Annotated in this window: 14 protein-coding genes; 12 read left to right on the top strand and 2 right to left on the bottom strand. The window is 55.3% G+C overall.

Annotation, left to right across the window (positions count from 1 at the left end):
• Positions 1-24: 24 nt before the first annotated feature.
• Positions 25-639, bottom strand: a complete 615-nt coding sequence (gene nudE / locus LOS15_RS09000; protein WP_263065370.1) for an ADP compounds hydrolase NudE — start codon at positions 637-639, stop codon at positions 25-27.
• 70 nt (positions 640-709) lie between these two features.
• Between nudE and yrfG the strand changes: the two genes are divergently transcribed.
• The 12 genes from yrfG (at position 710) to trpC (ending at position 13,317) form a co-directional block, all read left to right on the top strand.
• A complete protein-coding gene (gene yrfG, locus LOS15_RS08995; RefSeq protein WP_263065369.1) occupies positions 710-1,387 on the top strand; it encodes a GMP/IMP nucleotidase in 678 nt (225 codons plus the stop codon).
• 11 nt (positions 1,388-1,398) lie between these two features.
• The gene (locus tag LOS15_RS08990) at positions 1,399-1,788 is read left to right on the top strand and encodes an RNA-binding S4 domain-containing protein (RefSeq protein WP_263065368.1); all 390 of its coding nucleotides are present in this window, start codon (positions 1,399-1,401) and stop codon (positions 1,786-1,788) included.
• Positions 1,789-1,869: 81 nt separating this feature from the next.
• Positions 1,870-2,745, top strand: a complete 876-nt coding sequence (hslO, locus tag LOS15_RS08985) for an Hsp33 family molecular chaperone HslO (protein WP_263065367.1) — start codon at positions 1,870-1,872, stop codon at positions 2,743-2,745.
• 312 nt (positions 2,746-3,057) lie between these two features.
• Positions 3,058-4,614, top strand: coding sequence for a phosphoenolpyruvate carboxykinase (locus LOS15_RS08980; protein ID WP_263065366.1), 1,557 nt, complete (start codon positions 3,058-3,060; stop codon positions 4,612-4,614).
• A 123-nt stretch (positions 4,615-4,737) separates the two neighbouring features.
• Positions 4,738-5,235 (top strand): peptide-methionine (R)-S-oxide reductase MsrB, encoded by a 498-nt coding sequence (msrB, locus tag LOS15_RS08975; RefSeq protein ID WP_263065365.1) that lies wholly within the window; start codon positions 4,738-4,740, stop codon positions 5,233-5,235.
• A 113-nt stretch (positions 5,236-5,348) separates the two neighbouring features.
• Positions 5,349-7,703 (top strand): Tex family protein, encoded by a 2,355-nt coding sequence (locus LOS15_RS08970; RefSeq protein WP_263065364.1) that lies wholly within the window; start codon positions 5,349-5,351, stop codon positions 7,701-7,703.
• A 142-nt stretch (positions 7,704-7,845) separates the two neighbouring features.
• Complete coding sequence (gene gshA / locus LOS15_RS08965) at positions 7,846-9,486, top strand: glutamate--cysteine ligase (protein ID WP_263065363.1); 1,641 nt, start codon at positions 7,846-7,848, stop codon at positions 9,484-9,486.
• Entirely contained in the window at positions 9,483-9,983 is a 501-nt protein-coding gene (locus LOS15_RS08960) for a disulfide bond formation protein B (protein WP_263065362.1), read from the top strand. The genes gshA and LOS15_RS08960 overlap by 4 nt, the downstream gene beginning before the upstream one ends.
• Positions 9,984-10,118: 135 nt before the next feature.
• The gene (gene rsd, locus LOS15_RS08955; protein ID WP_263065360.1) at positions 10,119-10,607 is read left to right on the top strand and encodes a sigma D regulator; all 489 of its coding nucleotides are present in this window, start codon (positions 10,119-10,121) and stop codon (positions 10,605-10,607) included.
• A 270-nt stretch (positions 10,608-10,877) separates the two neighbouring features.
• A complete protein-coding gene (locus tag LOS15_RS08950) occupies positions 10,878-11,450 on the top strand; it encodes an anthranilate synthase component II (protein WP_263065358.1) in 573 nt (190 codons plus the stop codon).
• Between the two features lie 35 nt (positions 11,451-11,485).
• On the top strand, positions 11,486-12,505 hold the full coding sequence (trpD, locus tag LOS15_RS08945; RefSeq protein ID WP_263065356.1) for an anthranilate phosphoribosyltransferase: 1,020 nt from the start codon (positions 11,486-11,488) through the stop codon (positions 12,503-12,505).
• 8 nt (positions 12,506-12,513) lie between these two features.
• The gene (gene trpC, locus LOS15_RS08940; protein ID WP_263065355.1) at positions 12,514-13,317 is read left to right on the top strand and encodes an indole-3-glycerol phosphate synthase TrpC; all 804 of its coding nucleotides are present in this window, start codon (positions 12,514-12,516) and stop codon (positions 13,315-13,317) included.
• A gap of 43 nt (positions 13,318-13,360) precedes the next feature.
• Here the strand turns inward: trpC and LOS15_RS08935 are convergent, their stop codons facing one another.
• Entirely contained in the window at positions 13,361-16,465 is a 3,105-nt protein-coding gene (locus LOS15_RS08935) for an FAD-binding and (Fe-S)-binding domain-containing protein (RefSeq protein WP_263065354.1), read from the bottom strand.
• Positions 16,466-16,605: the final 140 nt, after the last annotated feature.

The following is a 16,605-nucleotide window of genomic DNA, read 5'->3' as shown; positions in this document are numbered from 1 at the left end:
TGCTTATGCCCCTCAAACGCTTTGTCACAATAAATCCATTCCAGTGTCGCGCTTCTCTTCGCGTAGTTTGTCCCTAGCAATATAAAGCGCGGCGATGGCACGAGCCTCGTGGAAATCCTCTCGCAGCAGTAGCGATGGCAGCTCTTCAATCGCATGCGTCTCCACAATCAGCGGCTCGGGTTCATCCCCGGGTAGCCGCTTTGGGTAGAGGTCGGTGGCGAGCAGTACCTGCATACGATGGCGCATGTAGTTAGGTGCTAATGAAAGCTCCACTAACGGCTCAAGGCGGTGTGCACCGAAGCCACACTCTTCCATTAGCTCGCGATTGGCGGCGGTGATGATATCTTCGCCGGGATCCACTAACCCTTTGGGTAGCGTCAGGACATAGTCTTCAAAGCCTGCTGCATATTCACGGATAAGCAACACGTGCTCTGGGTCCGGCATGGCAATAATCATGACGGCACCACGGTCAGCGCCGGTTAAGCGTTCAAACTGGCGCTCTTCGCCATTTGAAAAACGCAAGTCGAGGGACTCAATTTCAAACAAACGGCTTTTTGCGACGCTCTGGCGAGCGAGTATCTGTGGCTTGCGCGGATAGCCGGTTAGGGTGTCGCCTGACGATTGATCGTTGATAGACATCGTGTCTCCGTGGCTGCAAAAAACGGGTTACGCTACAATAGCATGCTTACTCTTTAAGACTGGAGCGGCAATGATTGATTGGCGCGGGATTGATACCGTCCTGCTGGATATGGACGGTACGCTGCTGGATCTGCACTTTGACAGCCATTTCTGGCTAGAGCATTTGCCCCGGCGTTATGTAGAGCTTCATCAGCTTGATATCGCTAGCCAAGAAGAGCTGCGTGCGCGCATTATTGGTGAGCAGGGCACGCTGAACTGGTACAGCCTAGCGTACTGGAGTCGTGAGCTAGGGGTGGATATTGTCGCATTAAAACAGGAAGTGCAGCACCTGATTGGCCTACGCAGCGACGCGTTAGATTTCCTTAAGTGGCTTAAACAAGCCCATCCCCGCGTTGTGCTAGCAACCAATGCTGACCGTGCCAGCTTAGCGTTAAAGCTGCCGCTCACGGGGTTGGAAAGTTATTTAGATGCCATCATCTCTTCAGAAGATGTCGGTGCCGCCAAAGAAGAGCAGGCGTTTTGGTTTGCCCTGCAAGAGCGCGAACCCTTCGATCCCGCGCGCACGCTGTTCATTGATGATAACGCGAACGTGCTGGAAAGTGCTCGTGAGTTTGGCATTAAGCATTTATTGGGTATCAAGCAACCGGATAGCCGACGTCCAGAAAAAGAACTGCAGGAATTTATCGCTTTGGATCGGTTTGCTCAACTGCTGCCAAGCAACTTGCCAGGGCAGCGCTCAGAAAATTAAGGAGAGCGCGAATGAGCGATAGCGTTCGTTTGGATAAGTGGCTGTGGGCCGCTCGGTTTTTCAAAACCCGTGCACTCGCCAAAAAAGCGATTGAAGGCGGTAAAGTGAATTATGATGGCGCGCGGGTGAAAACCAGTAAAACCGTAGAGCTAGGCGCGTTAATACAGGTGCCTCAAGGGTGGGATATTTATGAAGTCGAAGTGATCTCTTTATCCGACCAGCGCCGTGGCGCCCCTGAGGCGCGTAAGCTCTATGCCGAAACGCCAGAGAGTGCTCAGCGTCGTGCTAAAGAAGCCGAAGCGCGCCGCCTCACTAACGAAGTTATGCAGCATCCGCTTAAGCGCCCTGATAAAAAGCAGCGGCGTGATATTCAGCGTTTTCAACGTCAGCGCAGTGACTGAGATGTTCAGCGCAAACGCTGATTTCCTCAGGCACTCTGTCCCTTACTTCTGCCACTTTCTTACATCTTTATACAGGTTTTTATGTCTGATCAAATCCAGCGTTTCCTGTTCGATCAAACCAACGTGCGCGGTGAAATCGTCACGCTCGCCAGTGCCTATCAAGAGGTGCTCGATCGCCACGCCTACCCGCCTGCCGTCAATGCGTTGCTGGGTGAGTTACTGGCAGCCGTTGCGCTGTTAACCGATACCGTGAAGCTAGACGGTACGCTCAGTATCGAAGTGCGCGGCCAGGGGGCGCTAGCACTGTTAATGGCAGAGTCAAACCCAGGCGGTGAGCTGCGTGCCATTGCCCGTATTGCTGAAGATGCAGCGCTGCCGAGTGAGTATGCAAGCTTTCGCGAACTGGTGGGGGAGGGGCAAATTGTGATTACCCTCGACCCACGAGAAGGGCATCGCTATCAAGGCATTGTCGCGTTAGACCACGACACCTTAGGCGGCTGTTTAGAGGCCTATTTTGGTCAATCGGAGCAGTTGCCTACACGCCTATGGCTCGTCGCCGATGGCAAGCGAGCGGGTGGGTTGTTGCTTCAGCGCTTGCCGGATGCCTCGCAGAATCAGGACGTGGACGCTTGGGAGCGCAGCGTAGTGCTGGCCGATACGATTAAGCCTGAAGAACTGCTTGGCCTTGAACAGCGCGAGGTACTGTATCGGCTTTACCATGAAGAGACCGTGCGTGTGTTTGAGCCTAAGGCACTTCGCTTTGGCTGCACCTGCTCGCGGGAGCGTATGAGCCATGCGCTTTACACCTTGGGCAAAGATGAGCTGCAGGATATTTTGCAAGAACAGGGCGCTATCGATACGCAGTGCCATTTTTGTCACACGAAATATCACTACACAGCAGCCGATATTGAAATTTTGTTAGAAGACCCAGGTGCGCCACCACCGGTGATTCACTAGTTATGTAGTCGCCATGGGATGTAAATGCAGAAAGGCTGTTTAACAGCCGTGCTAGGCGCAGCAATGGATATAGCAAGCCTGCTAAACGATTGTTTGAATAAATATTGCGCCGCAACACAAAATATGGTGCAAATGTAGTAGTTTAACTACAAGATATTTGCTTAAAGCCCCCGTTTCCCGGGGGCTTTCTTTTTGCCATAATGCGCCGGACTTAAGCGCGCCCAGCCCCTTTTATTATGGCTGGGCTGACCATTTAAGGCGTCGGTGACGCCCGGTAAACGAGAGAAACGGCCTTAAGGCCCAGGAATCGACATGACCACGACTCAAGCCGCTCCCCAAGCCCACGTCAATCTCAGCAGCGCCGAACTGATCGAGCGCGCCGTGGCCCGTGGTGAAGGCCGCCTGTCGGCTAACGGTGCCCTGGTGGTTAACACTGGCTTACGCACTGGGCGTTCACCGAAGGATCGCTTTATCGTCGATGAGCCTTCCACCCGCGACAGCATCGATTGGGGTAGTGTTAACCGCCCGTTTGACGCTAGCAAATTCTCTGCGCTGTGGGCGCGAGTTGAAGATTACCTGGGTAGCCGTGAGCACTTTGTTGCTGAACTGCACGTGGGCAGCGATGCCACGCATTATCTGCCGGTGCGCGTTTCTACAGAAACCGCATGGCAAAACCTGTTTGGCCGCACCATGTTTGTACGCCCTCAAGCCTACAACCAAGCCGCCAAAGAGGAGTGGACGATTCTTAACGCCGCGGGCTTTGAGTGTGACCCCAGCCGTGATGGCACTAATTCCGATGGCTGCGTCATCATTAATTTTGCTGAACGTAAAGTGTTGATTGCCGGTATGCGTTATGCCGGGGAAATGAAAAAAGCGATGTTCTCGGTACAGAACTTCCTGCTACCGGCGGCTGACGTGCTGCCTATGCACTGCTCGGCTAACGTTGGCGAAGACGGTGAAACCTGCCTGTTCTTTGGCCTCTCCGGTACGGGTAAAACCACGCTGTCCGCCGACCAAGCGCGTTTCCTGATTGGCGACGACGAGCACGCGTGGGGCGATGGTATCGTCTTCAACATGGAAGGCGGTTGCTATGCTAAATGTATCGATCTTTCCGAGAAGAATGAGCCGGTTATCTGGAACGCTATCAAGTTCGGTACCGTGCTGGAAAACGTGGTGCTAAACGACCGCCGTGAGCCAGCTTACGCCGACGACAGCCTGACCCAGAACTCCCGCGCCGCCTACCCGTTAGAGCACGTTGAAAAGCGTGTGCCCGAAAATTTAGCCGGCGAACCTAACGCGATTGTCTTCCTGACCTGCGATATGTCGGGCGTGCTCCCGCCTGTCTCTATCCTCTCTAAAGAAGCGGCCGCGTACCACTTCCTATCTGGCTACACCGCTAAGGTGGGCTCCACGGAAATGGGCTCCTCTGAAGGCTTGGCTGCCACGTTCTCTACCTGCTTTGGCGCGCCGTTCTTCCCGCGTCCGGCGCGTGAGTACGCCGACCTTTTGATCAAGCGCGTAGAGAAAAAAGATGCCCAGGTGTATCTGGTTAACACCGGTTGGACCGGCGGTGCCTACGGTGAGGGTGGCTCACGCTTCTCGATTCCGACGACTCGCGCCATTATCAGCGCTATCCAGTCGGGCATTCTGCGGGATGTAGACACCAAGCACATCGAAGGATTGAACCTACAGGTACCGGTCGCCGTGCCGGGCGTAGACTCTAGTCTGCTTGACCCCCGCGAAACGTGGGCAGACCGCGACGCGTACGACCGCCATCTGCGTGATTTGGCAACCAAGTTCGTCGACAACTTCAAGAAGTTTGAAGGCGTTAACGATGCGATTTTGAAAGCAGGCCCCCAGCTAACCTAAGGTTTGTATTCATATCGGTCTTGTCGAACGTTTGAATAACTAAACGGTCGTAGAGGGGCAGTGCACAGGCACTGCCCCTTTTTTATGGGCTACTGTTTTACGTCTGAGACAAGAGGTGGGCGAATGAAGCGGCGTCAATTTTTAGGGTTAGCTGGCCTGACGGGAATAGTCGGTTCGTTACCCGGCGTATCGTTTGGCTTTCCGCGTTTGAGCTTGGAAGCTGCACCCGATATTGAAAAGCTGGTGTTAAGCGAAGAGGCGTGGCGAGAGAGGCTTTCAAGCGACGCTTTTTATGTGCTGCGCCAAGAGGGAACCGAGCCATCTTTTTCCAGTCCTTTGGATAGCGAAGTGCAGGAGGGCGAGTATCGCTGCGCTGGGTGTGATTTGCCGCTTTTTACCAGCGCGATGAAGTACGACTCTGGCACAGGTTGGCCGAGCTTTTATACGCATATCGAAGGGCATCTGCTGTCTAAATTAGACTTCAAAATGATCTGGCCGAGAACCGAATACCACTGTGCGCGCTGCGAAGGACATCAGGGGCACGTGTTTAATGATGGCCCAGAACCCACCGGGCTACGCTGGTGTAATAACGGAGTTGCGCTTCGATTTGTACCTGCCTAAAGACGTTATAGCTGCTTTGAGGCAGCGTCTCGAAAGGCCAACTCATGCCAGCATTGGTGCGTTTGTGATACCTTGTGGTCACTTAAAAATGCTGCATGAGTTAGTTGCAATTTATGGATGTCAATCAGCGTATTATTTCCCGCCTAGCGTCTGAGCTAAGCGTACGTCCCGAACAGGTCTCTGCCACGGTAGAATTGCTGGATGGCGGTGCCACCGTGCCTTTTATCGCCCGCTACCGTAAAGAGGTGACCGGCGCACTGGACGACATCCAGCTTCGCCAACTGGATGAGCGCCTTCGCTACCTGCGTGAGCTTGAAGAGCGCCGTGCAGCCGTCATCGCGGCCATTGATGAGCAGGGCAAGTTGGATGGCCCGCTGAAGGCCAGCATTGACGCCGCTGAGACCAAGCAGCGCCTTGAAGACTTATACTTACCCTTTAAGAAAAAACGCCGCACGAAAGCGCAAATTGCTCGCGAAGCCGGTCTTGAGCCGCTGGCCAATACGCTGCTAGACAACCCGTCGCTTGATCCCGAAAACGAAGCCGCCCAGTACCTGCGTGAAGCGGAAGGTGATATTCCGGCTATAGAGGGCGCCAAAGCCGCGCTTGATGGTGCCAAGCAGATTTTGATGGAGCGCTTTGCAGAAGATCCCGAGCTGATTGGCCAACTGCGCGAACGCCTCTGGCAAGAGGGGGAGCTGAGTGCCCGCCTGCTAGACGGCAAAGAGCAGGAAGGTGCCAAGTTTTCGGACTACTTTGAGCATGACGAAAAGCTCGCCAAAGTACCTTCGCATCGGGCGCTGGCTATGTTCCGTGGACGCAACGAAGGTGTCTTAAGTCTAGCGATCCGTCTGCCGGGTGAAGGTGAAGCGCCTGTTCATCCTGCCCAGGTAGCGATTGCCAGGCAGGTGGGCATTAGCGATGAAGGCCGCCCAGCAGATAAATGGCTAGGCGAGGTAGTGCGCTGGACGTGGCGCGTAAAGCTGTACACCGCACTGGAAACCGAGCTGCTGGGCCGTCTGCGTGAGCAAGCTGAGCTAACGGCGATTGAGGTATTTGCCGCTAACTTAAAAGATTTATTACTGGCCGCACCGGCAGGCCAGAAAGTCACGCTTGCCATTGACCCAGGCTTAAGAACTGGCTGCAAGGTAGCGGTCGTTGATGCGACGGGGCAGTTCGTTGATCAAGCAACGATTTACCCCCATGCACCGCAAAATCGCTGGGATGAATCGCTGAATGCGCTTGCCAAGCTGGTGAAACAGCATGGCGTGGAGCTGATTGCGGTAGGCAACGGCACCGCTAGCCGTGAAACCGATAAGCTGGCCGGTGAACTTGTAAAGGCGTTAGCGCCCGCGCAGCGTTTGAGCAAGGTAATGGTCTCCGAAGCGGGTGCGTCAGTCTACTCAGCGTCAGAGTATGCCTCTCGCGAGCTACCCGATTTAGACGTAACCGTGCGCGGCGCCGTCTCTATTGCCCGGCGCCTGCAAGACCCTCTTGCTGAGCTGGTGAAGATCGAACCTAAATCTATTGGTGTTGGCCAGTATCAGCACGATGTTTCCCAGGTGCAGCTATCGCGCAGCCTGGAAGTCGTTATTGAGGATTGCGTCAACGCGGTAGGGGTTGACCTGAATACCGCATCTAGCGCGCTGCTTTCACGTGTAGCAGGGCTTAGTGCCGCAATTGCTGAAAATATTGTGGCGCAGCGCAATGTTCAAGGTGCCTTCAAAAGCCGCAAAGAGTTACTTGAAGTGAGCCGCCTCGGCCCGAAAACTTTCGAGCAGTGCGCAGGCTTTTTACGCATCAGTAGTGCCGAGAACCCGCTGGATGCCAGCGCCGTTCACCCAGAGGCTTACACCCTTGTCGAGCGTATTGCCAAACAGAATCGCCGGGATGTAAAAGGTCTGATTGGCGATAGCGCCACGTTAAAAGCGCTAAAACCTGCCGACTTCGCTGATGAGCGTTTCGGTGTGCCGACCGTTAGCGATATTCTCAAAGAGCTGGATAAGCCAGGCCGAGATCCACGCCCCGAGTTTAAAGCCGCCGAGTTCCGCGAAGGCGTGGAAACCCTGAAAGATTTAAAGTTGGGGATGGTGCTAGAAGGCACTGTTACCAACGTGACCCACTTCGGTGCCTTTGTGGATGTGGGCGTTCACCAAGATGGACTGGTGCACATTTCTGCACTCTCTGATCGCTTTATTGATGACCCTCGTAGCGTCGTGAAGGCGGGCGATATTGTCAGCGTCAAAGTGATGAGCGTTGATATCCCGCGTAAGCGGGTGGGTCTTTCCATGCGTTTAGACGATGAGCCAGAGCAGCCCGATGCGCCGGCTAGCCGCGACGCACAAGCACCGCACAAACCTGCTCGCAGCCAGCGCCAAGGCGGTCAGCGTCAGGGCAGCCAACAGAGCGAAGCCCCTGCTGCAATGGGCGCGCTTGGGGCTGCGCTATTGAAAGCTAAGCGGGGCAAATAGTCGCGTGTCTTGAATATTTAACGGTTGCCGCCATATCCTGCTTTCTGTTCTCACTAGAAGACATGAAAAACGACCATGGCGATGCCAGCTGATTTCACCAAGGCCTGCGCTTGGCAGGCCTTACTGACAAGGAGTGTTCACCTTGCCTGAACCACTCACTGTGCCATCCTCGTTAACTGCCCAGATTGAGCGCTTATTACCGAGCGCTCGACTTGGACGGTTGGGCCGCCTGCGTCGCGGATTGGAAAAAGAAGGGCTGCGGGTTGATGCTAATGGTCATATTGCCCAAACGCCGCATCCCCATGCGTTAGGTTCTAAATTAACCCACCCGCATATCACGACCGATTACTCTGAAGCGTTGCTTGAGTACATCACACCGGTTTACTCAGAGCCACGTGAAGCGCTGGCGTTTTTATCCGATCTGCACACCTTTACCTACCACCATTTGGAAAACGAGTGGATCTGGCCGGGCAGTATGCCGTCACGGCTGTCAGGTAACGATAGCGTGCCCATTGCGGATTACGGCAGCTCCAATGTGGGCACCATGAAGCATGTCTATCGTAAGGGCTTAGACGTGCGCTACGGCCGCATTATGCAGGCCATTGCGGGCGTGCACTATAACGTGTCGCTGCCGGATGACATGTGGCACGCTCTGCGGGAAATGGAAAAAGCCACCAATATTCCCTTCAACGACTACCGCTCAACCCGCTACTTCGGGATGATCCGCCACTTCCGCCGCCATAGCTGGCTTTTGCTCTATCTGTTTGGCGCTTCACCCGCCATTGATAAGAGCTTTTTACCCGAAGGTAAGGTGCCCGAAAAGCTACAAGAACTCAGCGATGACACCTACTTTGCGCCGTATGCAACGACCTTGCGTATGTCGGACCTTGGTTATCAAAACAAAGTGCAGTCGCAGCTAAAAATCTGCTTTAACTCGCTGTCTAACTACGTCAATACCTTGCGTCATGCGATCTCTTCCCCCTGGCCTGATTATGAAAAACTAGGCGTAAAAACCGGTGAAGAGTGGCATCAGCTAAACGCCAATATTCTGCAAATTGAGAACGAATATTACAGCGATATTCGTCCCAAGCGGGTGGCTAAACACAATGAAACGCCCAGCCAGGCGCTTGAAGCGCGTGGGGTTGAGTACATCGAAGTACGCTGTCTGGACTTAAACCCCTTCGACCCGCTAGGCGTTACCGAAACCCAGATGCGCTTTGTAGATACCTTTTTGATGTGGTGCTTGCTTAGCGATAGTCCTTGGATCTCTGACGAGGAGTGCGACCGTCTTGACGATAACCGTCGCTTAGTGGTTGAGCGGGGCCGCGATCCGGCGCTGACGCTGATAAATGATGGTGAAAGCACCACGGTAGAAGCCTGGGGCGAGCAGATCTTTGCAGAATTAGCGGAAGTTGCCCGCCTGTTGGATGCGGTAGAGGAAACTACCCCCCATGCGGCTGCGCTTGCTGAGTTAGCGCCTCGCTTAAGTGATCCGTCGCTTACGCCCTCAGCGCAGGTGCTCGCACGGCTACAAGAGGGCAACGGGTCGCTTAGCGATATGCTATTAGGCCTTGCGAAAGAGCAGGCCGATAAGCTGAAAGCCACGCCAATGCTGCGCTCACGTGAAGCGCTATTGGCACAGCTTATTGATACTTCGCACCAGCAACAGCGTGATATTGAAGCCGCTGACCAAGTGAGCTTTAGCGCGTTTCTAGAAAGCTACTTTGCTAAAGCACGTGAGTCCCGTGCGCTATCGACTATTTCGCCAGAGGATGGCCAATGAGCTTCACTACGGTGCGCCCTGTTGCGCTAGCGGGCGTTGCATTTTGTGTCATGATGATGGCGGTTGCGCTGTCGCTTGAACATATTGCTGGGCTTGCTCCCTGTCCGCTCTGTATTTTCCAACGTGTTGCGGTCATTGCTGCAGGGCTGGTATTAGCCCTGGCTGCATGGCACAACCCACGTGGCGGTATCGGTAAAAGTGTTTATGGCGTTCTGGGATTAGCCGCTGTCGGCACCGGTGCTTTCATTGCCGGTCGTCACGTTTGGCTGCAAAGCTTGCCCGCCGATGAAGTGCCAACCTGCGGTCCTGGCCTTGAGTACATGATGGATATTCTTCCCATGCAAGAAGTCGTGGCGATGGTGCTTACGGGGTCAGGCGAGTGCGCTGAAATCGACTTTATGCTGTTAGGCTTATCGCTACCGGCGTGGACGTTGGTGGGGTTTTTAATACTAGCGATTATTCCCCTGCGTATTTTGTGGCTGGCCATCAAACATTAACCCTACGTTCACGCACGGTTAGCCAAACGGCTGGCCTTTAGTATCATGGAAACCGTACCCGCCGGGATTGACAGCGCTAGATGGAAAGGCGAGTCTAACCTTAACAAAGGCGGTTACCTGCAAGGAGAAAGCCCCATGCTCGAAGATTGCAAAAATGCCCTGGAGCGCTGGGGGGGCGTGCACAGTTTGATAGACCGTTGGCTGGATCAACGTCGCTCTCTTTTGGTGAGTTTTATCGAATTGAAAGAAGCCTGTGATGCTGAGTTAGAAGCAGTGAGCAAAGCGCGGGTTGATACGTTCAGTGAGCTGTTGATGGACTATATCAGCGCCGGACATTTTGAAATTTATCCTCAGCTTGCGGAAGAAGCCAAAGCGTTTAACGATGAGAGCGCTTTGCTCATTGCTTCGCAGCTGCTTGAGCGGCTGGAAATGTCTACCGCCATGGTGCTGGAATTTGATGAGGACTTTGCCTCGCCAGTGCGTTGCCAACAGAATCTGGTGCGTCTGCCTGCCTGGATTGATCGTTTGGCCAAAGGCCTCACCGAACGCTTTGCGCTGGAAGATCAGCTGATTGCTCGTCTGCATGCCGCTCATAGCCCTAAGCAAGTGAAGTCTCCCGCCTAAGTTGATTAAAAAGCATCGCACAATCTATGTGCGATGCTTTTTGCCGCTCCCTCGCCATAACATCTGTTACGGATCGCCGCCTAAAAGGGTAACAGCCTGTTAGTCGGCATGGCTTAGCGCATGGCAGATACGTGGTCACGGCGTTACAATCCCTATGCCGAGCAGCTAACGCTCAACCGATAGCGAACCTGGGTAACAAGCTGGGTAACATTGAGAAAAAATATGCACGATATTGAAGGTAAGCAATTGGTTATAAAGCCTATTGTAATAATGATTGATAATTATGATAGTTTTACCTTCAATATTGTTCAGTACCTGAGTGAGCTGGGTGCCGAGGTAGTGACCTACCGAAACGATGAGCTCACCGTTGAACAACTAGAAGCTATCGCACCTACGCATCTAGTGATTTCACCAGGCCCCTGCACACCCAATGAAGCTGGCATTTCGCTGGCGGCAATTAAACACTTTGCAGGCAGACTGCCGATTTTAGGCGTGTGCCTAGGGCACCAGGCGATTGGACAGGTATATGGTGGTAAGGTAGTGCGGGCACCCCAAGTGATGCATGGTAAAACGTCGGCCGTGTTGCACCGGGGCCAGGGGGTGTTTAGCGGCTTGGAAAATCCGCTAGAAGTGACGCGATACCATTCGCTAGTCGTGGATAAAACCAGTTTGCCAGACTGCCTGGAAGCGACCGCCTGGACGGCTGATGATGATGTTACCCCCGGGCTCATTATGGGGTTTAGGCACCGAACCTTGGATATAGAAGGCGTGCAGTTTCATCCTGAGTCGATACTCACGCGCCAGGGCCATGCGTTATTGGCCAATTTTTTACAACGCGGCTGATCGCCAAATTCATACGTTTTGGGGGCTTCCTGCTCATGCAAATGCGAGACGCAATTAACGCGGTGATGCGCCGCGAAGACCTCTCTTTTGATGCGATGCACGCGCTGATGCGCCAGATCATGACCGGCGAAGCCACCGATGCGCAAATTGGCGGCCTGTTGGTGGGGCTGGCCATGAAAGGGGAAAGCGCTGAAGAAATCAGTGCCGCTGCGCAGGTCATGCGCGACTTGATGAAACGTGTTGAACTGCACACCGACAACGTGGTGGATATTGTCGGTACCGGCGGTGACGGCGCGAACCTATTTAATGTGTCTACCGCGTCCAGTTTTGTAGCCGCTGCCGCTGGTGCCCATGTTGCGAAACACGGCAACCGTAGCGTCTCTTCCTCCTCTGGCAGCGCCGACCTATTCGACATTGCCGGCATCTATCTCGATCTGAAGCCTGAACAAGTGGCGCGCTGTATTGAGCAGGTGGGGGTTGGCTTTATGTTTGCCCCCAACCACCATCCAGCCATGCGCTATGCCATTGGCCCACGTCGAGAAATGGGCGTACGTACGTTGTTTAATATTCTTGGCCCGTTAACCAACCCTGCTGGTGCGCCCAATCAAGTGCTGGGCGTGTATTCCGCTGAGCTGGTGCCGCTCATGGCCGAAGTGTTGCGCAAACTGGGCAGCCGCCATGTGCTTGTCGTGCATTCTGAAGATGGACTGGATGAAATCTCGCTCGCGGCGCCCACCCTGGTGGCCGAGCTAAAAGAGGGCGAGATTACGCAGTACACCATCACGCCTGAGTCGCTGGGTATTGAACGCCAAAGCCTAGCGACGCTTAAAGCCGCCAGTGCGGAGGATAGCCTGCGCCTGGTGAAAGCGGCGCTGAGCGGCGAGGGTGCTGCAGCGGATATGGTGGCGCTCAATGCGGGCGCGGCCCTCTACTGCGCAGGCGTGGCCGATAGTTTGAAAGAGGGTGTGATGGTGGCCCAGGATGCCCAGGCCTCCAAACTACCGCTTGAGAAGCTCAGAGAGCTTTCGCACTTTACTAGCGTCTTTAAAGGGTAAAACTTCCAATGAGTGACCAAGCAACGCCGACTATTTTAACGCGCATTTTGGCCCGTAAAGACCAGGAAGTCGCTGAGCGCCAGCAGGCAGTATCCGAAGCGGATCTGTTAGCGCTGGCAGAGAAACAGAGCCCCCCCCGTGGCTTTATTAATGCGCTCAATCAGCGTATAGCATCAGGCGACGCGGCGGTGATTGCTGAGGTGAAAAAAGCCTCGCCCTCAAAAGGTGTGATGCGTGAAGAGTTTCATCCGGCGGATATTGCCAAAAGCTATGCGGAGGGCGGCGCAGCGTGCCTTTCGGTGCTGACCGATGCCGACTTTTTTCAAGGCCATGAGGATTTTCTGATAGCTGCTCGCGATGCCTGCGATCTGCCGGTGATTCGTAAAGACTTTATTACCCACGGCTATCAGGTCACTGAAGCGCGTGCCATTGGTGCGGACTGTATTCTGCTGATTGTGGCGGCACTAAGCGACGCTCAGTTGCGCGACCTGCACCAGCAGGCTAACGCACTGGGGATGGATGTTCTGGTAGAAGTTCACGATGCGGATGAGCTAGAGCGCGCCCTGGCACTGGATTTGAAGCTGGTAGGCATCAATAATCGCAATTTGCATACGTTTGATACCAGCCTAAATACCACGCTGGATTTGCTGCCGCGTATCCCTGAAGGCGTCACCGTGATCACCGAATCCGGCATTCATACCCGTGACGATGTGGAGCTGATGCGTGATCACGAGGTCAACGGCTTCTTGGTGGGTGAAGCGTTTATGCGCGAAGAGGACCCTGGTTTGGCCCTTAAGCGGCTGTTTTTTTAAACGCTCCACACGGATACAAGCAAGCCTCAACAGGCCAGCCGCGTTAGCGGCTGGCCTGTTTCATGTGGGTCAGCAGTGCCTGCAGCGGATGCGCTAGCGTTTGCGCCGAATAGCGCTTTACCTGGCTGCGGCATGAGTAGCCCGTGGCGAGCAGCTTGCCGCTGTTCTTCTCAGCTTCCACCTGGGGCTGCCAGGATTGGGCGTAAATCGTCTTAGATGTTTCGACATTACGGGTTTCATGCCCGTAGGTGCCAGACATCCCGCAGCAGCCCGTGGTGGCCAGCTCCAACTGTAAACCAAACGCGGCAAATACCTGCTGCCATGCTTTCGGGCTACCCGGCGCATTGGTTTTTTCGGTGCAGTGGGAAAGCAGCGTAAAGCCCGGATCTTTGGGCGTGAGGTGGCTAGGGGCGAGCGTGTTCACGCGCGTCGCTAACCACTCTTGCAGCATCAGTACATTGGGCACCTGCTCTTGGCCCAGCGCTTTGACGTACTCCTGGCGGTAAGTGAGCGTCATGGCGGGGTCGATGCCTACCATGGGGACATCAAATTCGCTGAGGGCGCGGAGGCGTTTGGCCTGCTTTTCTGCCGTGCGTTCAAAGGCGCCTAAAAAGCCCTGTACGTGCAGCGGCTTGCCGTTGGCGGCAAACGGCATCACAAACACGCGCAGGTTCAGCCGCGACAGCAGCTCCACCACATCCATCACCAGCTTGGCTTCAAAGTGGCTGGTGAAGGCGTCCTGCACAATGATCACGCTGTTGGCCCGCTGCTGATTGGTGAGTAGCGCAAGCGACGTCGGGGTGGCTTTCGCGATGCCCCAGGCACGCAGCTGTTTTTTCACACTGGCGCGGGACAGTTGCGGTGAGTCACTTATTCCCACGCCTTTGCTCATCAGCTTTTCTACCCAGCGCTGCCCAAGGGCGGCGTTGTACAGGGGAGCAACTTTGGCAAGCGTGGGCAGCATAAACTCGGTGCCGCCAATCACGTAGTCGCGCAGCGGGCGCAGGTAGCGGCCGTGATACACCTCTAAAAACTGCGAGCGAAACTGCGGCACATTGACCTTGATAGGGCACTGGCCCGCGCAGGATTTACACGCCAAACATCCCGCCATGGCGTCATAGACTTCATGGGAGTAGTCGTGGTGCTGCTGGCGGCTCAGGGTATTCATCAGCCGCTTGGGGAAACTTTTGATAAAGCCCCAAGTGCGCTCGGCTTTCTTTTTACGCGACTCTTCTACGACATCAATGCCCGCTTCGGACTGCAGGCGCAGCCACTCGCGAATCAGGCTAGCGCGGCCTTTGGGAGAGTGGCGGCGGTCGCGGGTGGCCTTCCACGATGGGCACATGGGGTCGTCCACATCGTAGTTGTAGCAAGCGCCGTTGCCGTTGCAGTACACCGCTGCGTCATAGGCCTGCCAGGCCCGCTCATCAATCGTGCGGTCTAGTTGGCCGCGCATGGGCACGCCGTCAACGGTGAGCAGCTCCGGGTCGCTCTCTTTCGCAATCAGCGTGGTACTTTCAGAAGGTGACGCGATCTTGCCGGGGTTGAGCTGGTTGTGCGGGTCGAATGCCGCCTTGACCTGCTGCAGGCAGGGGTAGAGCTCACCAAAGAACTTAGGGCCATACTCCGAACGTACGCCTTTGCCATGTTCGCCCCATAGCAGCCCGCCGTACTTCTGAGTGAGCGCGGCGACTTCATCGGAGATCTCACGAATCAGCGCTTCTTGTGCTGGGTCTTTCATATCCAGCGCCGGCCGCACGTGCAGCACGCCCGCATCCACATGGCCGAACATGCCGTAGGAGAGCTGTCGCGCATCCAGCGCGGCACGGAACTCGGTAATAAAGTCGGCCAAGTGCTCCGGTGGGACAGCCGTGTCTTCCACGAAGGCTAGCGGACGTTTTTCGCCCTGTACGTTGCCGAGCAGGCCCACCGAACGCTTACGCATCGCGTAGACTTTTTGGATCTGCGGGCGGCCTTCGGCCAGGGTATAGCCCAACCGCTCTACGGTAGGGTCTTGGCTTAAATGGTCAGTAAACGCCTGCACCCGCTCGGCCAAACTCTCAGGGTCATCGTCGTTAAACTCGATCAGGTTAATGCCCTGAATGGGTACGCTGCCTGCTGGGAAAAACTCAGCGACGCTATCCCATACGAAGTCTTCCATCGCCAGCTGCAGTACCGTGTCGTCCACGGTCTCAATCGACGTAGGCTTCGCGCTGCTGGCCATCAGCGCCTTGGCATCCCGCAGCGCATCCATAAAGCTTGGGTAGCGCACGTTGACGAGGGTGGAGTGCTTGGGAATCGGCAAGACGTTGAGCACGGCTTCGTTTAAAAAGCCCAGCGAGCCTTCCGAGCCACACAGCAGGCTGTTCAGATTGAGCTGGCCCTCTGTCTCCCGGAGGTGCGCCAAATCGTAGCCGGTGAGGCAGCGGTTGAGTGGCGGAAACTTCGCCTCAATCAGCGCACGCTGTTGGTCAATAATTCCTGCGGCGGTGGTATGTACACGACCGAGAATGCCGGATTGGGCAACGGCCTGTTGCTCTTCGTCAGCGCTAAGCGGGCGGCTGTGCAAGTGTTGGCCGCCGAGCAGAACGGTATCCAACTCCAGCACGTGGTGGCGGGTTTTGCCGTACTCGCAGCTGCCCTGGCCGCTGGCGTCGGTGGAGATCATGCCGCCGATGGTGGCGCGGTTAGAGGTGGAGAGTTCCGGCGCGAAAAATAGCCCATGAGGCTTCAGCGCGGCATTGAGTTGATCCTTCACCACGCCCGCCTGTACGCGCACTCGGCGTGCTGCCACGTCAATTTCTAGAATCTGGTTCATATGGCGGGAAACGTCCACCACAATACCGTCGGTCAACGACTGGCCGTTAGTGCCGGTGCCGCCCCCTCGCGGTGTCAGCACGATATCGCGGTGAGGCAGCTCGGCGGCCAACTTGGCAAGGCGCTCAAGATCTTCGGCATGCTTGGGAAACACCGCCGCTTGGGGCAGCCGCTGGTAAATCGAGTTATCCGTTGCCAGCACGGTGCGGTTGGCGTAATCCGGCGCTATTTCGCCTTCAAAGCCGCGTGCGCGCAGGGCTTCGAGAAAACGCTTGTAGCGGCTGCTAAGGCGTTCAAAAGGGGCCGTGCGAGAGTCCAAGGATGCAATCATAGGAGATTAAGCCGTCACTGCTGGAAGCGGATGGGGATAAAGCTATTTTACCGCAGCTACTGCGACGGTGCATCTTGATGAAGTGTCTTAGTAGTGCCTAACGCTTCCTTGGTTTGAAACCCCATAGCCCCTTGGTCTGC

Source organism: Halomonas sp. 7T (assembly GCF_025643255.1).
In the GTDB taxonomy this organism is placed as follows: domain Bacteria; phylum Pseudomonadota; class Gammaproteobacteria; order Pseudomonadales; family Halomonadaceae; genus Vreelandella.
This window is presented reverse-complemented; position numbering and strand designations above follow the sequence as displayed.